The sequence below is a fragment of the Yinghuangia sp. YIM S10712 genome, assembly GCF_051388935.1.
Classification (GTDB): domain Bacteria; phylum Actinomycetota; class Actinomycetes; order Streptomycetales; family Streptomycetaceae; genus Yinghuangia.
Genome location: NZ_JBPKBI010000006.1, coordinates 95,200 through 113,529, shown reverse-complemented (window position 1 = coordinate 113,529; position 18,330 = coordinate 95,200). Strand labels below are relative to the sequence as shown.

The following is an 18,330-nucleotide window of genomic DNA, read 5'->3' as shown; positions in this document are numbered from 1 at the left end:
CCCCGTATGGCCGTCATGTCCCCCGCCAAGCTGCTGACCCGCCGTCAGCTGTGGCGGCGGCGCGGCACCAAAACCGCGCCGTACGCCTTCATCGCCCCGTTCTTCGTGTTCTTCGCGGCGTTCGGGTTGTTCCCGCTGATCTACACCGGCTACGTCTCGCTCCACAAAGTCCAGCTCCAGAACCCGGACGACATGGCGTGGGTGGGCTTCGACAACTACTCGACGCTCCTCCAGGACGACTTCTTCTGGAACTCTCTGCGCAACACCTTCACCATCGGGATCATCTCCACCGTCCCGCAGCTCTGCCTGGCTCTCGGACTCGCCCACCTGCTCAACTACAAGTTGCGCGGACGCACGTTCTTCCGGGTCGCGATGCTCATGCCGTACGCGACCTCCGTGGCCGCGGCCACGCTGGTGTTCGCGGGCCTCTTCGGCCGCGACTACGGCATGCTCAACTGGTTCCTCGGCCACTTCGGGATCGACCCGATCGACTGGTTCAACGAGAAGTGGCCGTCACAGATCGCCATTTCGACGATCGTGACGTGGCGGTGGACGGGCTACAACGCGCTGATCTACCTCGCCGCGATGCAGGCGATCCCGCACGACCGCTACGAGTCGGCGATGCTCGACGGCGCCAACCGCTGGCAGCAGTTCCGGCACGTGACACTGCCCGGCCTGCGTCCGACGATCATCTTCACCATCATCGTGTCGACCATCGGAGCGCTCCAGATCTTCGGTGAGCCCCTGCTGCTGCAAGGCGGCACGACCGGGATGAACGGCGGTGCGTCGCGGCAGTACCAGACGACGGGCCTGTACATGTACCAGTCGGGCTGGCAGTACTTCTCGCTCGGCAAAGCCGCCGCGATCGCCTGGCTGCTGTTCCTGTTGATCGTGCTCGTGGTCGGCGTCAACGCCCTCATCGCCCGACAGCGCGCCAAAAAGGCGCTCGCCGTGCCCGCGCCCGCTTCCGCCAAGCCTTCGGCCGAGAAGGGATGAACCGCGTGTCGACCGCCACCGCGCCCACCCCCACCGCGGACTCCCCCGCGCCACCCGGCGATTCGCCGCGCCGCAGGCGCCGCCGGCTGCGCCGCCACGACCAGGGCGGTGTCCTGGCGTACGTCATCCTGGTCGTGGCGACGATCGTCTCGGCCTTCCCGTTCTACTGGTCGATCGTCGCCGCGACCCGCTCGGACTCCGAAATCAACTCGGTGCCACCGCCGTTCCTGCCCGGCGGCGGGCTGACGGACAACTTCGAGGCGGCCACCGAGCAGGCGGACATCGGCAAGGCGCTGATCAATTCGACGATCGTGTCGGGAACCGTCGCCCTGGGCACGGTACTTGCCTGCACGCTCGCCGGATTCGCGTTCGCCAAGCTGCGGTTCCGGGGCCGGGGAGCGCTGCTGTCGTTCACCGTCGCGACGATGATGATCCCGCCGCAGCTCGGCGTCATCCCGCTCTACATGATGATGGCCAAGCTCGGCTGGGCGAACCAGCTCCAGGCGGTGATCATGCCGACGCTGGTCACCGCGTTCGGCGTCTTCTTCATGCGGCAGTACCTCTCCGAGGCCCTTCCGGACGAGCTGATCGAAGCCGGACGCGTCGACGGAGCCTCGTACACCCGGATCTTCTTCAGCATCGTGCTGCCGGTCGCCCGCCCCGCGATGGCGGTCCTGGCGCTGCTCACGTTCATGACCACCTGGAACGACTTCTTCTGGCCGATCATCGCGCTGAGCCAGGACAACCCCACGGTGCAGGTCGCCATCAACTCGCTCGGCGGCGGCTACGTCCCCGACCAGTCCGTGATCCTCGCCGGAACGGTCCTCGGCACCCTCCCGGTGCTGCTGGTCTTCGGCCTGCTGGGCCGGCAGATCGTCGGCGGCATCATGCAGGGCGCGGTGAAGGGCTGATCCGACCGCCGGGCCGCCGACCTGCGCCGGAGCCGCCGACGAGCCGCACCGGGCACGACCTGAATCCCCCGTCCGAACACCGCACAGAGAAGGACGACGCGTGCGCACGACCGCCGACGATGCGACATTCCCCGCCCGTGATTCCGCTCCCGCCGAAACCCGCGACTCGACCGACGCCCGCCGGCCGGGTGAGCAGGCCCCCGACACCGACCCCGCGGCCGTGGGCGCCGGCCTGCCGGCGGACTTCCTGTGGGGAGCGGCCACCGCCGCGTACCAGATCGAGGGGGCCGTCGCGGAGGACGGCCGCAGCCCGTCCATCTGGGACACCTTCAGCCACACCCCGGGCCGCGTCCACAACGGCGACACCGGCGACGTGGCCACCGACCACTACCGGCTGTTCCGGACCGATGTCGCGCTGATGCGGCAACTAGGCCTGAACGCCTACCGTTTCTCCGTCGCGTGGGCACGCGTCGTGCCTGAGTCCGGCGGGCCGGTCGAGCCGCGCGGGCTGGCGTTCTACGATCGCCTGGTCGACGAACTCCTCGCGCACGACATCGAACCGGCGCTGACCCTCTACCACTGGGACCTGCCGCAGTACCTCCAGGACGCCGGCGGCTGGACCAACCGCGACACCGCCGGCCGCTTCGCGGAGTACGCGGACGCCGTCGGCCGGGCACTCGGCGACCGAGTCCGCATCTGGACAACACTCAACGAGCCGTGGTGCAGCGCGTTCCTCGGCTACGGCTCCGGCGTCCACGCACCCGGAATCACCGATCCCGCAGCGGCCCTGAGGGCACATCACCACCTCATGCTGGCGCACGGCGAAGGCGTGGCGGCGCTGCGCGCGGCACTGCCGTCGGACCGCCGGATCTCCGTCTCGCTGAACCTCGCCGCGGTTCGCGCCGCGTCCGCCGAAGCGGTCGACGTCGACGCCGCCCGCCGCATCGACGGCCTCGCCAACCGGATCTTCCTCGATCCCCTGCTGCAAGGTGCCTATCCGCCCGATGTGCTGGGGGACACGACACACGTCACCGACTGGTCGTTCGTCCGCGACGGCGACCTCGCGGCGATCTCCCGGCCGTTCGACGAGATGGGCCTCAACTACTACACCCCCACGGTGGTCGCGGGCGGTGCCAGGCCCGGCGACCCGCGCAATGACGGCCACGGGGTGAGCGACCACTCGCCCTGGCCGGCCTGCGACGACATCCGGTTCCTGCACGCCCCCGGGCCGCGCACCGCGATGGACTGGCCCGTCGACGCCACCGGCCTGTACGACATCATCATGCGCGTCCGCTCGGAGGCCCCCGACCTGCCGCTTCTGGTGACCGAGAACGGCGCCGCGTACCCGGACACCGTCGGCCCGGACGGGCGCGTCGCGGACCCCGAGCGGCAGGCGTACATTGCCTCCCACGTGGCGGCGATCGGCCGTGCGGTCGCCGAAGGAGCCCGCGTACGCGGCTACTTCGTGTGGTCGCTGCTGGACAACTTCGAGTGGGCGTACGGCTACGAGAAGCGGTTCGGGATCGTCCGCGTGGACTTCGCGACGGGGAACCGTACCCTCAAGGACAGCGCGCACTGGTACGCATCGGTCATCGCCGCCCACCGCGGCCGACACGGGAACGGGGAGTCGCAGGGTGACTGACGAGACGCCGCCGGGAGGCGACGTGCCGACCTTGGAGACGGTCGCCGCGGTCGCCGGTGTCTCGCGCGCCACCGTCTCCCGGGTGATCAACAACTCGCCCAAGGTCAGCCCGCAGGTCCGCGAGGCTGTCGAGGCGGCGATCGCCTCGACCGGCTACGTGCCCAACCGCGCGGCCCGCACGCTCGTCACCCGGCGGACCGACTCGGTCGCCCTGGTCATCCAGGAGCCGGAGTCACACCTGTTCGGCGACCCGTACCTGACCGGCATCGTGCGCTCGGTGAGCGAGGAACTCTCCGGCACCGACGTGCAGTTGGTGCTCATGATGGTGCGTACGGGCGCCGACCAGCAGCGCCTGGAACGCTACTTGCGCGGCGGCCACGTCGACGGCGCGCTCCTCGTCTCGCTGCACGGCGACGCCGGTCTGCCGAACCGCCTTGTGCAGGCGGGCATTCCGGTCGTCGTCGGAGGCCGCCCCCTGGGCTCCGAAACCGGCATCACCTACGTCGACGCCGACAACATCGGCGGAGCCCGCCTCGCCACCGCCTACCTCCACGACCTCGGCCGCCGGCGCGTCGCGACGATCGCCGGCCCGTCGGACATGTGCGCGGGCATAGACCGTCTCGCCGGCTACCTCGACGCCGTCGAAGGCGAGCCCATCGTCGCGCACGGCGATTTCACGCGCGGTTCCGGCGCCGCCGCGATGCGCGAACTCCTGGACTCCGCACCCGACTTGGACGCCGTCTTCGCCGCATCCGACCTGATGGCCGCGGCGGCCGTGACCGTCCTGCGCGAATCCGGCCGCCGCATCCCCGACGACGTCGCCGTCATCGGCTTCGACGACGTCGAGGCGGCACGCTGGTCCGACCCCCCGCTGACCACCGTCCACCAACCCGTCCACGAACAGGGCCGCCGGATGACGCGCCTCCTCCTCGACCAGGCCATCCCGGGTGTCCCCGCGGAACCGGTGATCCTCCCCACGAACCTGGTCATCCGGGCGTCGACCTGACCCGGCGGCACCGCCGAGAACGGCCGACGGGACTCGGTGTGACCCGAACCCCGCCGGCCGTGTGAGGCGATCAGCCCGTGAAGATCGCGCTGTGGATGTCCACGGGGTTCGCGGAATCGCCGGTGGCGACCCCGTACACGGCGGTGAACGCCGACCGGCCGACGGACACCAGGCCCGAGTAGTCGCCGACCAGGCGTCCCGCGCTGGTCAGCGGGACCTTCCGTGCGTCGAACGGCCCCTCGATGTGCTGCTCACGCCACGATGCGGGCTGGGTGCAGTTGCTCTTGCACGTGACGGCCCAGACGTCGGTCGGCAGCGTCGCGGGGTCCGCGGTGTTGTTGCGGAAGTCGTAGTAGGTGACCGCCACGGTGCCGTTCGGCGACGCGGCGACGACCGGTACGGCCGCCGAGCCCACGGGCGTCTTGTCGATCCGGACCGGGCTGGACCACGTCAAACCGGCGTCCTTGGACTGCGCGTAGTCGATGTGGAAGGTGCCGTCCGCCGCCTGGCTCTGCCACACGGCACTGACCACCCCGGTGCCCGGCCGGGCGGCCAGCAGCGGAAGGGAGGCGTTGCGGATCGGGTCACCCGAGTTGTCCGGGTCGGGGATGCGCACGCCGACCGCGAACGGCGCCGGAACGTTCAACGTCGGCTGCGACCAGGTCGCACCGCCGTCGGTCGAGCGGATGACCTGAGTGGCCGCGGTGGTGTCCGTCTCGTGGTGCATGCCGATCAGCAGCGTGCCGTCCGCGAGGGGCACAAGCTGTGTTCCGATGACCCCGCTGTTGTCGGGGAAGTCGTACACCTTGCTCGTGGTCCACGTGCGCCCGTCGTCGGTCGACTTGGCCAGGTACACCGGCTGCGTCCAGCCCGCGTCCGTGGCGTCGACGCGGTCCCACACCGCGTAGACGACGCCCGGGTGGTACGGGTCGGCGGTCACGACCGGACGGTCGTTGAAGAACTGTGCGTTGTCGTCCCGTGCGAGGGTGGCCGGCGCGTCCCAGGTCCGGCCGCCGTCACCCGAACGGGACACCAGGATGGCGGTCGTCTCGCCCGTACGCGACAGAGAGAGCGACGCGGCGATCGCCGCACCCGAGGGGGTGATCGTGACCCAGTTGTCGGTCGTGACCTCGTAGTCTCCGCCGTTGGCTGCCGTGCCGCCGTTGCACCGCGAGAACGGCGGCAGGTTGTCCGACTGCCGCCAGGTCTTGCCGTAGTCGTCCGACACGGCGGTGACCGCGCCGTTGCTGCCGTACCGGTTCCAACGGTCCTGCTGGTACACGGTGACCAGGTGCCACGGGCGGTTCGGGTCGGTGGCCACCGTCGGCAGGACTTCGGCGTTGGGGTTCAGCACGTACCCGTCGATCGGCGGCTCCCCGCAGTCCGCGGGCAGCGGGCTGACACCCGAGACCGGCCGCACGACGGCATGCCCCGAGCCGGTCTCCTCTTCCGCACCGGCCGGCTGCGCGGCGGCGCCGGCCAACAGGGCGGCTGCCGCGGAGAACACGGACAACGGACGCAGTAAAGCCCTGGAACGTCGGTTCACGAGCCTTCCTCACCTTCGTCGATGCCATTCACAGGCCGCTTCGCCGCCCCACCGGGAGGCAGTTGCGTCCCGGAGAGCCGGCCAACGACGCAGGGAGACTATGGCGGCACGATCGCCTCGTCGGCGCGGTTGGCCGCCGACGACGCCAAGACCGCTCGAACTGGCCTGGCCCTGGCCGGTGTTCATGTTGTCCTGCTACTGTCCGCCCGCCCGTGCCCGCCGCACATCACAGCCCATGAACGCCTCGCGATACCCCCGGTGTTGCCTGCTCTGCGGCAGGCACCGGCTGGGCTCGCCGTGCCGAAGGCCGCGAATGCGTCGCGGGCGCGGGTCGCGACGACGACAACAGCCAACGGGTGCACAGCCGCGATCAACCATTCAGCGCCCTCAACATCCCCGTGCCGTCGGCAAGTTCGCCGTCGATCACACAGTGCCATGAATGATTGACACTCTGCGGCGCGGCGATACGATGCCCGGAGCTTGGACAAATGTTCGTCTCGCGGACTTCGCTGCACCAACTCGCCATGTACGCGGGTCCGTCACACAGCGGCCACGGCCGCTGTCCGCACGGGGGAGTTGGACCGATGCATGCCCGGGACCGCCGGTCACCAACGGCAACGCGCACCCAGGCCGGTGAGGCCTGATGGCAGCTCCGAATCCCTACCCGAACCTGAAGTCCAACCCCGCCGTCGGCACCCCCGATGCCGTTCAGGGCCTGGTGGATGCCCTGAACCGAGCCAGAACCGCGCTGGACGAGGCCCGGATGGCGACAGTCACGGTGGCCAACGCGCAGAGTGCGATCTGGCAAGGGGCCGCGGCCGAAGAGTTCCGCAAGGACATCCGCGAGAAGCTGCCCCAGCGCCTGGACAAGGCGCAACAGTCCTTCGGCCGCGCCGCAACCGAACTCTCCAACTGGCGCAACACTCTGATCGCACATCAGGAAAGCGCGCGACGCCTCGACTCGGAGGCCGCCGCAGCTCGGCAGAAGCTCGGCGGGGCGGAGCAGTCGGCGAAGAACGCCGACACGAACCCCGACCTCCTGTTGGCCGGACAGCAGGCGGCCACTGAAGCGGACCTGGCGAACATGCAGGCGCGCTACGACAGTGCCGTGAACGCGCTCAACCAGGCCAACGCCGACCTGAAAGCCGCACAAGCGGAGCTCAAGGCCGTCGAGCGGCGCGCCGACGAGCTGGAGGATCTCCACGAGTCGGACGCCAAAGGCGTCGCCTCTCGTCTGGGAGATGCCGACGACATCGCACCTCACAAGCCCAAGAAGAGCATATGGGGCTCGATCAGAGGCGCGATCAAGGCCTTGGAGAAGGCCGCGGACTGGCTGTCGGCTGCGGCAGGTGTGGTAGCCATCGCCGCCTTGATGGTCGGCATGACCACTCCCATTGGCCTGACCCTGCTGATCGCGGGCGGGTTGCTGAGTGCAAGTGCTCTCGTCGGGCATCTTCCCGCAGCCATCAAAAACCCGGGAGTGGACACCATCCTGCCTGCGGTGCTGGACGTTATCGGGATTGCCCCCGGGGTCAAGGCGGTGCCGGCGCTCATCAAGACATTTCAGGGAGCCGCCCCCTCCTTCACCTCCATCGCACCTATGGGGGTGGCGGGGATGGCGCACGTCATCGAGTCGGTCAAGGCCGCGAAATCGGGACTGGCGATACCTACGGGTGCCATTGACGAGACAGCCGAAAGCATCACGAAGGTCCTCACCTACAGCGGTGGGGCGGTGGGCGTCTCCGTCCCCACCTTGGACGTCATGGGTGTGGAGGTGGACACCGCACTTTTGGACGCCCTCACCATCGGTCTCGCGTTCTAGGGGAAGACGTGTTCGAGACAACGCTTGACTCCCGCCCGGCGCCGCGGGAGTCGTCGGTGTGGTTCATACCGCTGCCCGGCTTCTGGCAGATCGCGGTCGCCGGCGGCCTCGATGAACTCGCGGGCCGTTGCGAGGAGTACTTGGCGGCGGCCACCACTGAAGCGGAGGAGCGGATAGCCGCTGCCGGCGTCTTCTCTCTTCTCACGCTCGTGAACGAAGTATTCAAAAGGGGTGTGCGCTACTTCGGCGTGGGCGTGTTCCGCCGGGATGACGGCACTCTTTCCACCGCCACACTTTCGCTGACGACCCTGGACAACGAACTCCCCGACAGCGGCGCCACTCAGCGCGCACTGGCAACGATCATCGAATCCAAGTGGGGCGCCGACCCGCTGCCGTTGGATGTACCGGCGGGCCCGGCCATGAAATGGACCGGGATCATAAAGGCGGGCATCCACACCGGGTCGGACGCAGCCAGGTCGCCCGAACTCCCGGAAGTCCACCAAGCGAGCATCGCCATCACTCACCCCGAGACCCAACGCATCGTGGTGCTGCAATGCTCCACACCCGATGAGGCCGAACTGGAAAACTATCAAGTAATGATCGAAATCATGGCCATGACGGTTTGGTTCGACGGCAAATCACCGTTTGTCGTTGAGCAACCGGAAGCGACTGACGACGCCTCCCACATTCGATCGGTGCTCGGATGACGAACGAACCCTCCGTCAAGTCAGGAATCGAGACTGTACCGAGCTCGGCGGCGTTGCTCGCACTGTACGCCAAACGTCGATGGCTGCGTATCGGCGTGGGCATCGCAGGGATTCTCATCGGGTGGGGCGTGGCTGAACTCCGTGTGGCCATCGACCCGGGAGGCGCAGCGAACGACCTGCTGATTGTGCTGGTCCTTGCCATGCTGGTGCCCGGAGCGTTCGTTATCGGCATGGCCTTGCACAGCGACGCGCGCGTCGTCCGGCTGTGGCTGCGACATTTCGACGCCGAGCCGGTTATGTGGGAGACGTGTGCCTCCGGCACCCGATGGCCCCATGTGGTTCTGACCGGGCAACAAGGTCGAATGCCAATCGTGCACCCGTGGCGCAAACGCGTACTCGCGCGCACGGCCGGGCACTTGCTGTTCGCCGGGGACTTCAGGACAGGCGGCGTCGTCATCACCGCCGATCTGCGGAGAATCAAGCAAGTCACACCGGTGCAACTGCTGCCGTACGCCGAGTTGCGGCCGTGGATCGAGCAACCACGGAACACGTCCTTCAGGATCACCGGGCGCTTCCCGCCGCCCGTCGTCGACGCGCTCACCACCGCAGCGGAGGACCGCGGGTACCCGCGGCCGAACGGATACACGCCACCCGAGATCGTCCGTCTCGCGCAGCAGAACCACAAAGGCAAAGACCTCGATGACTGGCGGATGGACAGCACAGGCATTCATCTGGAGGGCTCGGTCCCGGCCACGGTGACCTGGGGTCAGCTTCGGGAAGTCGCCTTTATCGGGGAACAGTTGCTCGGGCTGTTGCACGACCCGGACGACGTGACGGGATGGCCGATGGCAAGCGCCTCGACCCCACTGCATCCCGGCTATGTGCTGTTGGGGGTCTTCTACGGGGCGGTGAAAAGCTCCGGTGACGACTTCACCCGGCGCTTCGCTGCGGACTTGGAGCATTTCGCGGGCAACGCGAACGTGCGAACGCTTGTGCCGCCGACACCGTTGTGGATCGTCCGCGAAGGCCTGGCCCCGAGCACCAAAAAAGTCTGACCGAAGCAGCAGTGACCGCACAGTGGTTGAACAGGGAATACGGGGGGCCAGGCCATGAGCGCCGACATGTTTCGCGTGGACATCGATCAGATGCGCGCGATGATCACCAAGTTGCAGGGCGCCGAGACGGCGATGCGCGATGCGATGCACGTCATGTCCGTCGTCAGCCCGGACAATGTGGGCACCAAGAAACTCGACGGTGCCTGCAACGAGTTCCAGAAGAAGTGGAAGTACGGGCTCGGGCAGATCGAGAAGGACATCGACGCGACCGTCAAGGGACTCGACGAGGTTCTGAACATGTACGCCGAAGTCGAGCGTGCGCTGGCGGACTTGTTCAAGGCGCAGGCCGCCGCGACGGAAGGGAAAAAGTAGTGGCCCGGCCGACGCGGCAAAGCCGATCTTGACCTCAACCTGACTTCAAGTTCTAGCGTGCTCCCACCAGCAGTTGCACGATCACTCCTCGGCAGGAGCACGACATGACGACCAATCACATTCCCGACGGCGAACTCGCCGGCCAGCCGGCCGCGTACTGGACCGGGGTGGCGTACGAGGCACTGATCTCGTTCACCCGGGCGCGGCAGGCCGAACACGGATACACCCAGCCCCAGTTCTGGCTGCTGCGCAATCTGTCGGAGAACGACATCTCACGGGACGGCCGCGGCATGACCGTGCCCGAACTCCGCCAGGCCATGAGCTCGTACCTCAGACCCGAGGACGACCTGACGGCGGAGGCGGACGTCCTACTGAAGCGCGGCTGGCTCAGGCGCGACGCCGACGAACGGCTGTGGATCACCGAGGCAGGTGAGCAGGCCCGCGTCGACCTCAAGAAGCACGCTCCGGCGATCCGGGCCGCGATCCACGACGGCATCGACGACGCCGACTACGTCACCGCCCTGAAAGTGCTCCGGCAGATGATCCGCAACACCGGCGGAACCGTTGCCTAGCTTCAACCTGTCCGGGGTCGACCGGCCTGTCGGCGGTCGAGATCTGCGGACGCGGATCGTCGTTCGCAGATCTCGACGCCGAGAGACGGCCTATTTTCCGTTTTTATCGGGGTCCGCAGCGAAGGTGATCACGCCCAGGTAGCCGTCACCGTCCTCGGTGATCTTGAGCAGCATGGTGGGCTGGTAGATGCTGTCGCCGTCGTTGAAGGTGTCGCGGCCGGTGTGCTTGGCGTACGGCTGCTTGGCGAAGACGGCGCTGTTGAGCGACTCGTCCATCATCACCTGGGTGGTGAGCGTGCGTTCGTTGTTGACATGCACCATGGCGTGGACGTGGACCGTACGACCCCTGTACCAACCGGGCCAGATGGTGGTGAACTGCACGATGCCGTCGTTGTCGGTGACCTGGGCGCCGCGCAGATAACGCTTGTCGTCCTGCGGCGTGAGGTCCGCGGCCTCGCCGTTGCCGCCTGGTCCGGCTCCCGGGGCGCCGGACGGGGGCGTTCCACCGGGAGCCCCGGAGGGCGGCGTGCCGCCACCGGGCCCACCGCCGCCGCCACCCGACAGCGACTCCGCACCGGAGTACAGACCGGCCTCGTCGCAATGCCAGATCTCCACCACCGCGTTGGGGATCGCCTGGCAGGTCTCGCTGTCCTGGACCCGGATGGCCAACCGCAGTTGGACGCCCTCCCGATCCTCGCGGATGTCGCTGCGCACCTTGTCGGCGTCGAAGTAGTACGGGCCCTGGGTGGTCTGCGGGGTGAGCGTGCAGGTGTTCGCGTTCTCGAACAGCCCGGTGTGGTCCATCGCGGCCGACGCCTGCGGCGAGATGGAGGCACTCGCCCCTGTCGTCGTGGTGGCCTGCGCACTGCCGCCGCCCTTCGACCCCGAGCAGGCACTGAGCAGCGCACCGAGGCCGATACTGCCGATGCCCGCCAACGCGGTGCGCCGGCTGACCCGCTGCCCTTCGTGGTGGTCGTATTCCATGCATTTGCTCCTTCTGCCCTCGTTCGGGTGTCGGCAGAGTAGGTGCCAAGCATGAGCGCGGGATGAGAAACGTTCCGCCCGGGCTGTGGCGGTGTGTCGCCGTCCTTCGATACCCGCGGACGCCGTCCTCCGCCCGGGTCACGTGGACGCGGGCGACCGATCCTGTTCGACCACGTCGTGAAGCAGTTTCGCGGCAACCACCGCCCCGTCGGTGCGGATCGTGCCGGCCACGGCCTCCGCTCGTGCCCGGGCCGGGAGGGTCAGGGCGGTCTTGAGCGCGGCGGCCAGGGAGTCGACGGTCGGCGTCCCGCCGTCGTGCGCGGAGCCGATGCCCAGCTCGGCCACCCGGGCGGCCCAATACGGCTGGTCGGCGATCTGCGGAACCACGACCTGAGGCGCGCCGGCCCGGGCGGCCGTGGTCGTGGTGCCCGCGCCGCCGTGGTGGACGACGGCAGCCACCCGGCGGAACAACGCCTGCTGGTTGACCTCGCCGACAACGAAGCAGTCCTCGGCGTCGTCGATCGGGGCCAGCCCCGCCCAGCCTCGGGCCAGGACGACACGGCGGCCTTGTGCGCGGACCGCTTCGATGGCCACGCGGGCGATGCCGTCAGGGGCGTACGCGGCCATGCTGCCGAAGCCGACGTACACCGGCGGCGCACCGGCATCCAGGAACGCCTGCAACTCCCCTGGCAGCACACGGTCGTCGGGCAGGAGCCAGGCCCCGGTCTGCACGATGTCGAGTTCCGTCATGCCCTGCGACGGACACAGCGTCGCGTCTGCCGCCAACCACGGCCGACAGGTGAAGACATGGTCGCGGACGTTGTCCACGGGCGGCAGGCCGATCGCCGCCCGGTGGCTGTTGAGCGCCTCGCCGTACAGGGCGTTCACCCTCCGGGCGTCCTGTTCCCACAGCTTCCGGATGTCGGTTTCGCCCTTCGGCGACGCCTCCCCCGGCCGCTTTCCGGGAGGGACGTGCCGCGACGGCAGTCCCAGGGTGTGGAAGCACGCAAGTACGTAACGGGCGCCCAGTTTCTCGGCCACATCCCGTGCACCGGCCGGCATCAGGCCAGTCGCCAAGACCACGTCGCACCCTTCAGCCGCCGCCGCACCAAGCGTCTCGAACCGCGCGGCGACCAATTCGCGAGCAAGACGAAACGCATCGTCCGTTGTCGGCCGCCTCGTTCCGGCGACCACCGAACGCACCGTCGGGCCGAGCGGCACCAGCGGTACGCCGGCACGTGCCCCCAGCGCCGCGAACTCTTCGTCCGGCGGCACGCAAACCCGTACGTCCGCGCCGAGTTCGCGCAACGCCACCGCCAATCCCACCACCGGCTCGACATCTCCACGCGATCCCCACGACGTCAACAAAACTCGCACGCAACGACCCCCATTTTCCCCAGACTTCGGCTTTCGGCCGCCGATTCTGCGGCACAACCGGGGCCTTGCCGCAAGCCCCTGGGTGCGCTATAGGTTGATAGTGGCAGGGAAAGCAATTTCCCTGCCTTTCCTGTTTCTCGCGCGACCATCAGGACTGCACGGCATCGCCCGGCAGCAGAGGCCCGCAATGCGGCCGGCAGTCCTGCCGCCACGCGAGGACCGGGCGAACGTCGAAGCGGCGTACTCGTGATGGCCTGCTGAAGGCAGCCCGGGCACCGAATCGATGCTCAGTCACGGGCGCGGCGCCCGACGGCGTCGCCGGCCGCGCCGATGATGACGCCGAGCACGACCATGACGATGTAGCCGACGACTTCGTACCCGTCGGGCACCAGGAACCGCACAAACCCCATGAACCGGATCCACCCGAAGAGTTCGTGCGCGAGCCCGCTCAGGCCCCCGACGACGAGGACGAAGCAGATGAGCCCCGAAGCTGCTGCAAGGGGCGACTTGGGCGTTCCGGCACTCATGGCCCCAACCCTATTCAGCGACAAGGCCGTGCCGTCGGCCGCAGTGAGCACACGGCACCCTGTATCCGCATCCCGCAGGGGGGCGTACTGATTACCGCTGTACCAGCACCGAGGGTGTCCAACCGCACACGTTCCGCCGATGCTTGAAGTCATCGTCCACCGAAAGGAAGTGACCATGTTCAACTACGCGGACCGTGTCCCCCAGGGCTCCCCCCTGCCGACCGGGGCCCTCACGCCGGTCCCCTGGGGCGTGCGGCGTATGGCGCCCTATCCGGTGTCGACCGAAGGCTACGCCCGCGTCGAGATCGACCACGAGAGCCAAGTGGCAACCTACTTCGACGGGCGCGGCCACGTGATGGAGATGCCCCGCCACGGCACCAGCAGCGGCACCAACCCACCCACGTCGACGGGCAATCCGAGTGACGGCCGGCGCGGCGGCGGCGAGAACCCCGACACGGGGAACGACACCGACCAGTGACACACCACAGCCACGCGGTCTGGGTCGTCACCAACGACGACGACCCGACCGCCGACCTCGTCATCAAAGAGCTGCACCGCCGGGCCGTTCCCGTGGTGCGGTTGGACTCGGGGCACTTCCCCGCCCGATTGAGTGCGAGTGCCCGGATCGGCGGCGGCGACGGCTGGCGGGGCGTGCTGCGCACCGCCACGCGCGAGGCCGCGATCGACCGAGTGCGGTCGCTCTATTACCGGCGGCCGTCCGGCTTCGCCTTCCCGCATCTCGACGCGGAGGACGCCCGGTTCGCGACGACGCAGGCACGCTACGGCCTGGGCGGGCTGATCGTCAGCCTGCCGGAGTGCCTGTACGTCAACCACCCCAACCGCATCGGCGACGCGGAGTACAAACCCGCCGGCCTCGCCGCGGCAGTCCGCGCCGGCTTCGAGCTGCCGACGACGCTCATCACCAACGAGCCCGCCCAGGCGCAGGAGTTCGCCCGCGCGTACGGGCCTGTGCTCTACAAGCCCTTGTACGCCCCGCTCTACAGCCGCGCGAACACGTCGCAGGCCGTGAAGGTCGCGGCAGTGCGGCCCGACGAGTTGGATGACGCGGTGTCGGGCACCATGCACTTGTTCCAGACCATCGTGGACAAGGTGGCGGACGTCCGCGTCACGGTCATCGGTGGTCGCGTCTTCTCCGTCGTCGTCAAGTCCGACCTCCTCGACTGGCGAACCGATTACGACGCCCTCGCATACGCCGTCGTGGATACCCCGGAGCACATCCGCGCCGCGTTGTATGCGTACCTCGACCACTTCCAACTCGTTTTCGGAGCCTTCGACTTCGCGTTGACGGGCGACGGCCGTTGGATCTTCCTCGAATGCAACCCGTCGGGCCAATGGGCCTGGCTCGAACAGGAGACCGGGTTACCCATGGTCGCGACCATGGCCGACCTCCTGGAGGAAGGAGTGCAGGCGACGTGGAACTGAACGACGCGATGATCGCCAGGCTCATCCGCGACTACGGAGCGGTGCCCGACCACGTGGCGGCGGCCGTGCGTGCGGTACGACGCGAACACTTCGTTCCCGACGGATACTTCGTGGAGGTCGAGGGCAGCGGCTTCACGGCGTGGCGGCCTGTCATGCCGAACGACAAGGAGTGGCAGTCGGGTTGCTACGCCGACGAGGCGTTGGTGACGCAGATCGCGGGCACCATCGCGCCGCGCGACATCACCGGGGTGATCCGGCGCGAGCCGACCTCGTCCACATCGATGCCCTGCCTGGTCACGTTCACCCTGGAGCGGGCCGACCTGGCGCCCGGCCACCGCGTCCTCGAACTCGGCGCCGGCACGGGGTGGCAGGCCGCCCTCCTGTGCGCAATCGTCGGCGAGGACAACGTCGTCACCGTCGACACCGACCCCACCATCGCGGCCCAGGCCCGCACCCACCTGTACGCGACCGGTCACCACCCCACGGTCGTCGTCGGCGACGGCCGCAGGGGATACCCCGAAGGGGGCCCGTACGACAGGGTGTTGGCCACCTTCGGTGTCGCACGCGTCTCCCCCGACTGGCTGGCCCAAACGACACCCGGCGGCATCATCATCGCGAACCTGCGGGGCCGCCTCGAACCGGGAGGCCTCGCCCGCCTGGTGGTGCACGACGACGGCACAGCCACCGGACGCTTCGTCTCCGAGAGCTCGTACATGCGCGCCCGGCAGGAACTGGCGCCGAGGCACGCGATGTTGCCCGATGTCTCCTCAGGCACGTCACGCCCGACGTCCCTCAACCCGAAAGTCCTGCACGACAACGCCGCCAAACTCGTCGCGGAGAGCGTCACTTCAGGCGTGCAGTGGTTCGCGGGCCTGGATGTCGGCGACGGCCCGGCTGACTGGTTCATCGACCAGGACACGGGCGCGTACGCGGTGGTGCGGGAAACCGGCGGCGAGTTCACCGTGACCGAACCGCCGGCCAACCCGTTCTGGCACCGCATCGAACACGCCGTTGGCGCATGGCTGGACGCGGGCAGCCCCGAGACAACGACGCTCACCCTCACCGTGGACACGACAGGCCACACCATCACCTTCCCGTGATGGTCTACGACCAAGGCCCGCTTCCCACCCCGCCGACGCCGCCTTGGCCGACACGTGAAGATCGGCCTCGGAGAGCACCCTTTTCTGCCCCAACCGACCAACGTTGAGATTGCAAACTCCCGCGCCAAACCGCAGGATTCTGCAATCTCAACGTCGACCCGACGACGCCCGGGGGCGGTGTCGGTGGGGTTCGGGAGGGTCGGCGGGTGACGTCTGACGAGAGTGCCTACGCGCAGTACCTCTGGATCCACGACCACGGCGAACTCACCTACTACACCATGTTCTTCGTACGCGGCCTCGGGGTGCCGGAGGTGTGCCGCCGACTGGAGGTCGCGCCTTCGGCCCTGCGGCCGATGACCCGGGACGAGCGCTGCGCGGGGCGGCCGTTCATCAGGGTGCACGCGCTCGGGGACTGGGCGCTGGTGATCGAACCGGATGGCTTCGACGCGTTCACCGACAAGGCAGCGCGCGAACTGTCCTTGGGCACCGAGGCGGTGATGGTGAACCGCAACGTGCTCGCGCATGCGAAGTTCTGGCACGTCGTCGATGGCGAGCTGTGGACGATGTTCGACGCAGTCGCGCCCGACGACCGGTGGGGCAGCCGTCCCGACCGCCTCGTGGAGCCGATGCGCCGTATCGGCCTCGACCCGGATCCGCACCCGATCCCGGACGACGATGACGACCTTTGGGAGGACGGGCCGTTCCACTGGGACGAGAAGAACTTGGCGCTCGCCGAACATGTCACCGGCATACGCCTGACCCCGGAGATGCTTCGGGATCCGGCGCCGAGCGCGCCGTCGCCGTTCCGCGAGTAGGCAACTCCCACAATGCGGCCGCACGTTTGTTGCGGTCGCCCAGGACGGGAGGGGAAGGGGCGCGGTTGCGGGGCGCGGTGTGACTCCCAGATTTGTGTACGCACCGTGCGTTTACCAGTACACACGGTAGACATTCGGTCACATTTTGCAGATGCTTGACCCGTCGCCATATCGGCATGGGGAGGGGTGAGGGTCGTGTCTCGTATGGGGCCTTTGACGGGGGAGCCGGAACCGTCCGACAGCTTGCGGGCGTTCGGGGCGGCGCTGCGGGCGTTTCGGGAAGCGAATGCGAGGGGATCTGTGAGCGTGATCAAGCTCGCGTGGCGCAAGTCCAGCTACAGCGGCAGCGACGGCGACAGTTGCGTCGAGGTCGCCGGCGCCTGGCGCAAGTCCAGCACAGCGGCAGCGAAGGCAGCGACTGCGTGGAAGTCGGTTCCTGCGTCCAGTCCATCCACGTCCGTGACTCGAAGGTCCAGCGCAGCCCCGAACTCGGTTTCACCCCGGCGCAGTGGAGCACGTTCCTGGCGGCGACCAACTGATCATCCGTCTCTTGAACTCGTCGGCCTCGTACGCAGCTTGTCGTACGGGGCCGATTCGCTTCCCGGGTGGCTGGCACCAGAAGCTCACACCGCACTCACGCCCGCGCCGGTGTACGCCGGGCCTCTCTCGCCGGCGTAATCGACTGGCATCGTTCGCGGGCCGGAGGTGGCGCGGGTGCCAGCAGCCGGGTCGCGGTCAGGGCGTCCGTCGCGACGACTGTGGTGAGCAGGCCGCCGCCCGCCAACTCGCAGACCGCTCTGCCTACCGCGCTGGGAAGGCGTGGGGTGGTTCCCGGGATGTCCGGGAAGCGCAGTTCACTGGCGACCACCGTGCCGCCCGTCAACCCTGCCGGGCCCTGCCAACCCGGGTGCCCGGCCGGGCCGTACGCGGACTGCTGCCGCAGCAGCGGACGCCCCTCGGCGGTGATGTCCCAGCGCACGACCGCATCGCCGGGCGCTTCGGCCGCTCGGCCCAGGATCAGGGTGTCGTGCATCAACAGACGCGTTGCGCGGCCGAGGGTGAGTTTGAGTGTCGACTCGTAGCGGGCGCCGGCCGCGACGACCGTCGGTTCGGGGAGCCATTCGAGTTCGCCGCCGTCGGCGACGACGATCTCGACGGACTGGCGGGCCGGTTCGCCCGTGCCGGGAAGCACGACGGCGGCTGCGGCGGTGCGTACGGTGAGCCGGGCGCCGGGGCCGACCTCGATGCGGAGTGCGAGTGTGTCGCCGCCCAGGGGGCCGGCCGCGCCGCCGACGAAGACAACTTCCGCGCCGGGGCCGGGTGTTGCCGTGATGCGTGGCAACAGCGGTGCCTCGCCGCGCATTTCGACGATGCGGGTCACCCGGGCCGGGCCGCCCGTCCCGCGCCGCATCGGTGCCGTTTCCGCCCGGACGACCGCCTCGGCCTCCACAGGCG

18 protein-coding genes and 1 pseudogene are annotated in these 18,330 nt (G+C 68.6%); 14 read left to right on the top strand and 5 right to left on the bottom strand.

Annotated elements, in window-relative coordinates:
• The first annotated feature begins 6 nt into the window (after positions 1-6).
• The 4 genes from ACRX5W_RS15580 (at position 7) to ACRX5W_RS15565 (ending at position 4,555) form a co-directional block, all read left to right on the top strand.
• A complete protein-coding gene (locus ACRX5W_RS15580; RefSeq protein WP_436788719.1) occupies positions 7-996 on the top strand; it encodes a carbohydrate ABC transporter permease in 990 nt (329 codons plus the stop codon).
• A 5-nt stretch (positions 997-1,001) separates the two neighbouring features.
• Positions 1,002-1,907, top strand: a complete 906-nt coding sequence (locus tag ACRX5W_RS15575) for a carbohydrate ABC transporter permease (RefSeq protein ID WP_436788718.1) — start codon at positions 1,002-1,004, stop codon at positions 1,905-1,907.
• A gap of 100 nt (positions 1,908-2,007) precedes the next feature.
• Positions 2,008-3,549, top strand: coding sequence for a GH1 family beta-glucosidase (locus ACRX5W_RS15570; protein WP_436788717.1), 1,542 nt, complete (start codon positions 2,008-2,010; stop codon positions 3,547-3,549).
• Positions 3,542-4,555 (top strand): LacI family DNA-binding transcriptional regulator, encoded by a 1,014-nt coding sequence (locus ACRX5W_RS15565; protein WP_436788716.1) that lies wholly within the window; start codon positions 3,542-3,544, stop codon positions 4,553-4,555. The genes ACRX5W_RS15570 and ACRX5W_RS15565 overlap by 8 nt, the downstream gene beginning before the upstream one ends.
• A 70-nt stretch (positions 4,556-4,625) precedes the next feature.
• On the opposite strand, the gene ACRX5W_RS15560 is transcribed toward ACRX5W_RS15565, so the two are convergent.
• Positions 4,626-6,062: a sialidase family protein gene (locus ACRX5W_RS15560; RefSeq protein ID WP_436788916.1), complete on the bottom strand. Its 1,437-nt coding sequence runs from the start codon at positions 6,060-6,062 to the stop codon at positions 4,626-4,628.
• 682 nt (positions 6,063-6,744) lie between these two features.
• On the opposite strand from ACRX5W_RS15560, the gene ACRX5W_RS15555 reads away from it, so the two are divergent.
• The 5 genes from ACRX5W_RS15555 to ACRX5W_RS15535 all read left to right on the top strand — a co-directional run bounded on the left by ACRX5W_RS15555 (position 6,745) and on the right by ACRX5W_RS15535 (position 10,629).
• Positions 6,745-7,923, top strand: coding sequence for a hypothetical protein (locus ACRX5W_RS15555; RefSeq protein ID WP_436788715.1), 1,179 nt, complete (start codon positions 6,745-6,747; stop codon positions 7,921-7,923).
• A gap of 8 nt (positions 7,924-7,931) precedes the next feature.
• Positions 7,932-8,630, top strand: a complete 699-nt coding sequence (locus ACRX5W_RS15550; RefSeq protein ID WP_436788714.1) for a hypothetical protein — start codon at positions 7,932-7,934, stop codon at positions 8,628-8,630.
• A gap of 128 nt (positions 8,631-8,758) precedes the next feature.
• The gene (locus tag ACRX5W_RS15545; protein ID WP_436788713.1) at positions 8,759-9,685 is read left to right on the top strand and encodes a hypothetical protein; all 927 of its coding nucleotides are present in this window, start codon (positions 8,759-8,761) and stop codon (positions 9,683-9,685) included.
• Positions 9,686-9,739: 54 nt separating this feature from the next.
• The gene (locus ACRX5W_RS15540) at positions 9,740-10,057 is read left to right on the top strand and encodes a hypothetical protein (RefSeq protein WP_436788712.1); all 318 of its coding nucleotides are present in this window, start codon (positions 9,740-9,742) and stop codon (positions 10,055-10,057) included.
• A 104-nt stretch (positions 10,058-10,161) separates the two neighbouring features.
• Entirely contained in the window at positions 10,162-10,629 is a 468-nt protein-coding gene (locus ACRX5W_RS15535; protein WP_436788711.1) for a MarR family winged helix-turn-helix transcriptional regulator, read from the top strand.
• Positions 10,630-10,719: 90 nt separating this feature from the next.
• Here ACRX5W_RS15535 and ACRX5W_RS15530 read toward each other — a convergent pair whose 3' ends face one another.
• The 3 genes from ACRX5W_RS15530 to ACRX5W_RS15520 form a co-directional block, all read right to left on the bottom strand.
• Positions 10,720-11,613: a protocatechuate dioxygenase gene (locus tag ACRX5W_RS15530; RefSeq protein WP_436788710.1), complete on the bottom strand. Its 894-nt coding sequence runs from the start codon at positions 11,611-11,613 to the stop codon at positions 10,720-10,722.
• Positions 11,614-11,751: 138 nt separating this feature from the next.
• On the bottom strand, positions 11,752-12,990 hold the full coding sequence (locus tag ACRX5W_RS15525; protein WP_436788709.1) for a glycosyltransferase: 1,239 nt from the start codon (positions 12,988-12,990) through the stop codon (positions 11,752-11,754).
• Positions 12,991-13,277: 287 nt separating this feature from the next.
• Complete coding sequence (locus ACRX5W_RS15520; protein ID WP_436788708.1) at positions 13,278-13,517, bottom strand: hypothetical protein; 240 nt, start codon at positions 13,515-13,517, stop codon at positions 13,278-13,280.
• A gap of 175 nt (positions 13,518-13,692) precedes the next feature.
• Here ACRX5W_RS15520 and tgmA point away from each other — a divergent pair, with 175 nt between their 5' ends.
• The 5 genes and pseudogenes from tgmA (at position 13,693) to ACRX5W_RS15495 (ending at position 17,414) form a co-directional block, all read left to right on the top strand.
• Complete coding sequence (gene tgmA, locus ACRX5W_RS15515) at positions 13,693-13,995, top strand: putative ATP-grasp-modified RiPP (protein WP_436788707.1); 303 nt, start codon at positions 13,693-13,695, stop codon at positions 13,993-13,995.
• Positions 13,992-14,960 (top strand): ATP-grasp ribosomal peptide maturase, encoded by a 969-nt coding sequence (tgmB, locus tag ACRX5W_RS15510; protein WP_436788706.1) that lies wholly within the window; start codon positions 13,992-13,994, stop codon positions 14,958-14,960. Before tgmA ends, tgmB begins: the two co-directional genes overlap by 4 nt.
• Positions 14,951-16,060: a methyltransferase domain-containing protein gene (locus tag ACRX5W_RS15505; protein WP_436788705.1), complete on the top strand. Its 1,110-nt coding sequence runs from the start codon at positions 14,951-14,953 to the stop codon at positions 16,058-16,060. The genes tgmB and ACRX5W_RS15505 overlap by 10 nt, the downstream gene beginning before the upstream one ends.
• Positions 16,061-16,266: 206 nt before the next feature.
• Positions 16,267-16,875, top strand: coding sequence for a DUF6461 domain-containing protein (locus ACRX5W_RS15500; protein WP_436788704.1), 609 nt, complete (start codon positions 16,267-16,269; stop codon positions 16,873-16,875).
• A gap of 300 nt (positions 16,876-17,175) precedes the next feature.
• A pseudogene (locus ACRX5W_RS15495) lies at positions 17,176-17,414 on the top strand (DUF397 domain-containing protein).
• Positions 17,415-17,509: 95 nt separating this feature from the next.
• On the opposite strand, the gene ACRX5W_RS15490 reads toward ACRX5W_RS15495, so the two are convergent.
• Entirely contained in the window at positions 17,510-18,325 is an 816-nt protein-coding gene (locus ACRX5W_RS15490) for an urease accessory protein UreD (RefSeq protein ID WP_436788703.1), read from the bottom strand.
• Positions 18,326-18,330 lie beyond the last annotated feature (5 nt).

Coding starts and splice junctions, on each gene's coding strand:
- tgmA (WP_436788707.1), top strand. CDS start 13,693: ATGTTCAACTACGCGGACCGTGTCCCCCAGGGCTCCCCCCTGCCGACC.
- ACRX5W_RS15555 (WP_436788715.1), top strand. CDS start 6,745: ATGGCAGCTCCGAATCCCTACCCGAACCTGAAGTCCAACCCCGCCGTC.
- ACRX5W_RS15535 (WP_436788711.1), top strand. CDS start 10,162: ATGACGACCAATCACATTCCCGACGGCGAACTCGCCGGCCAGCCGGCC.
- ACRX5W_RS15530 (WP_436788710.1), bottom strand. CDS start 11,613: ATGGAATACGACCACCACGAAGGGCAGCGGGTCAGCCGGCGCACCGCG.
- ACRX5W_RS15580 (WP_436788719.1), top strand. CDS start 7: ATGGCCGTCATGTCCCCCGCCAAGCTGCTGACCCGCCGTCAGCTGTGG.
- ACRX5W_RS15520 (WP_436788708.1), bottom strand. CDS start 13,517: ATGAGTGCCGGAACGCCCAAGTCGCCCCTTGCAGCAGCTTCGGGGCTC.
- ACRX5W_RS15540 (WP_436788712.1), top strand. CDS start 9,740: ATGAGCGCCGACATGTTTCGCGTGGACATCGATCAGATGCGCGCGATG.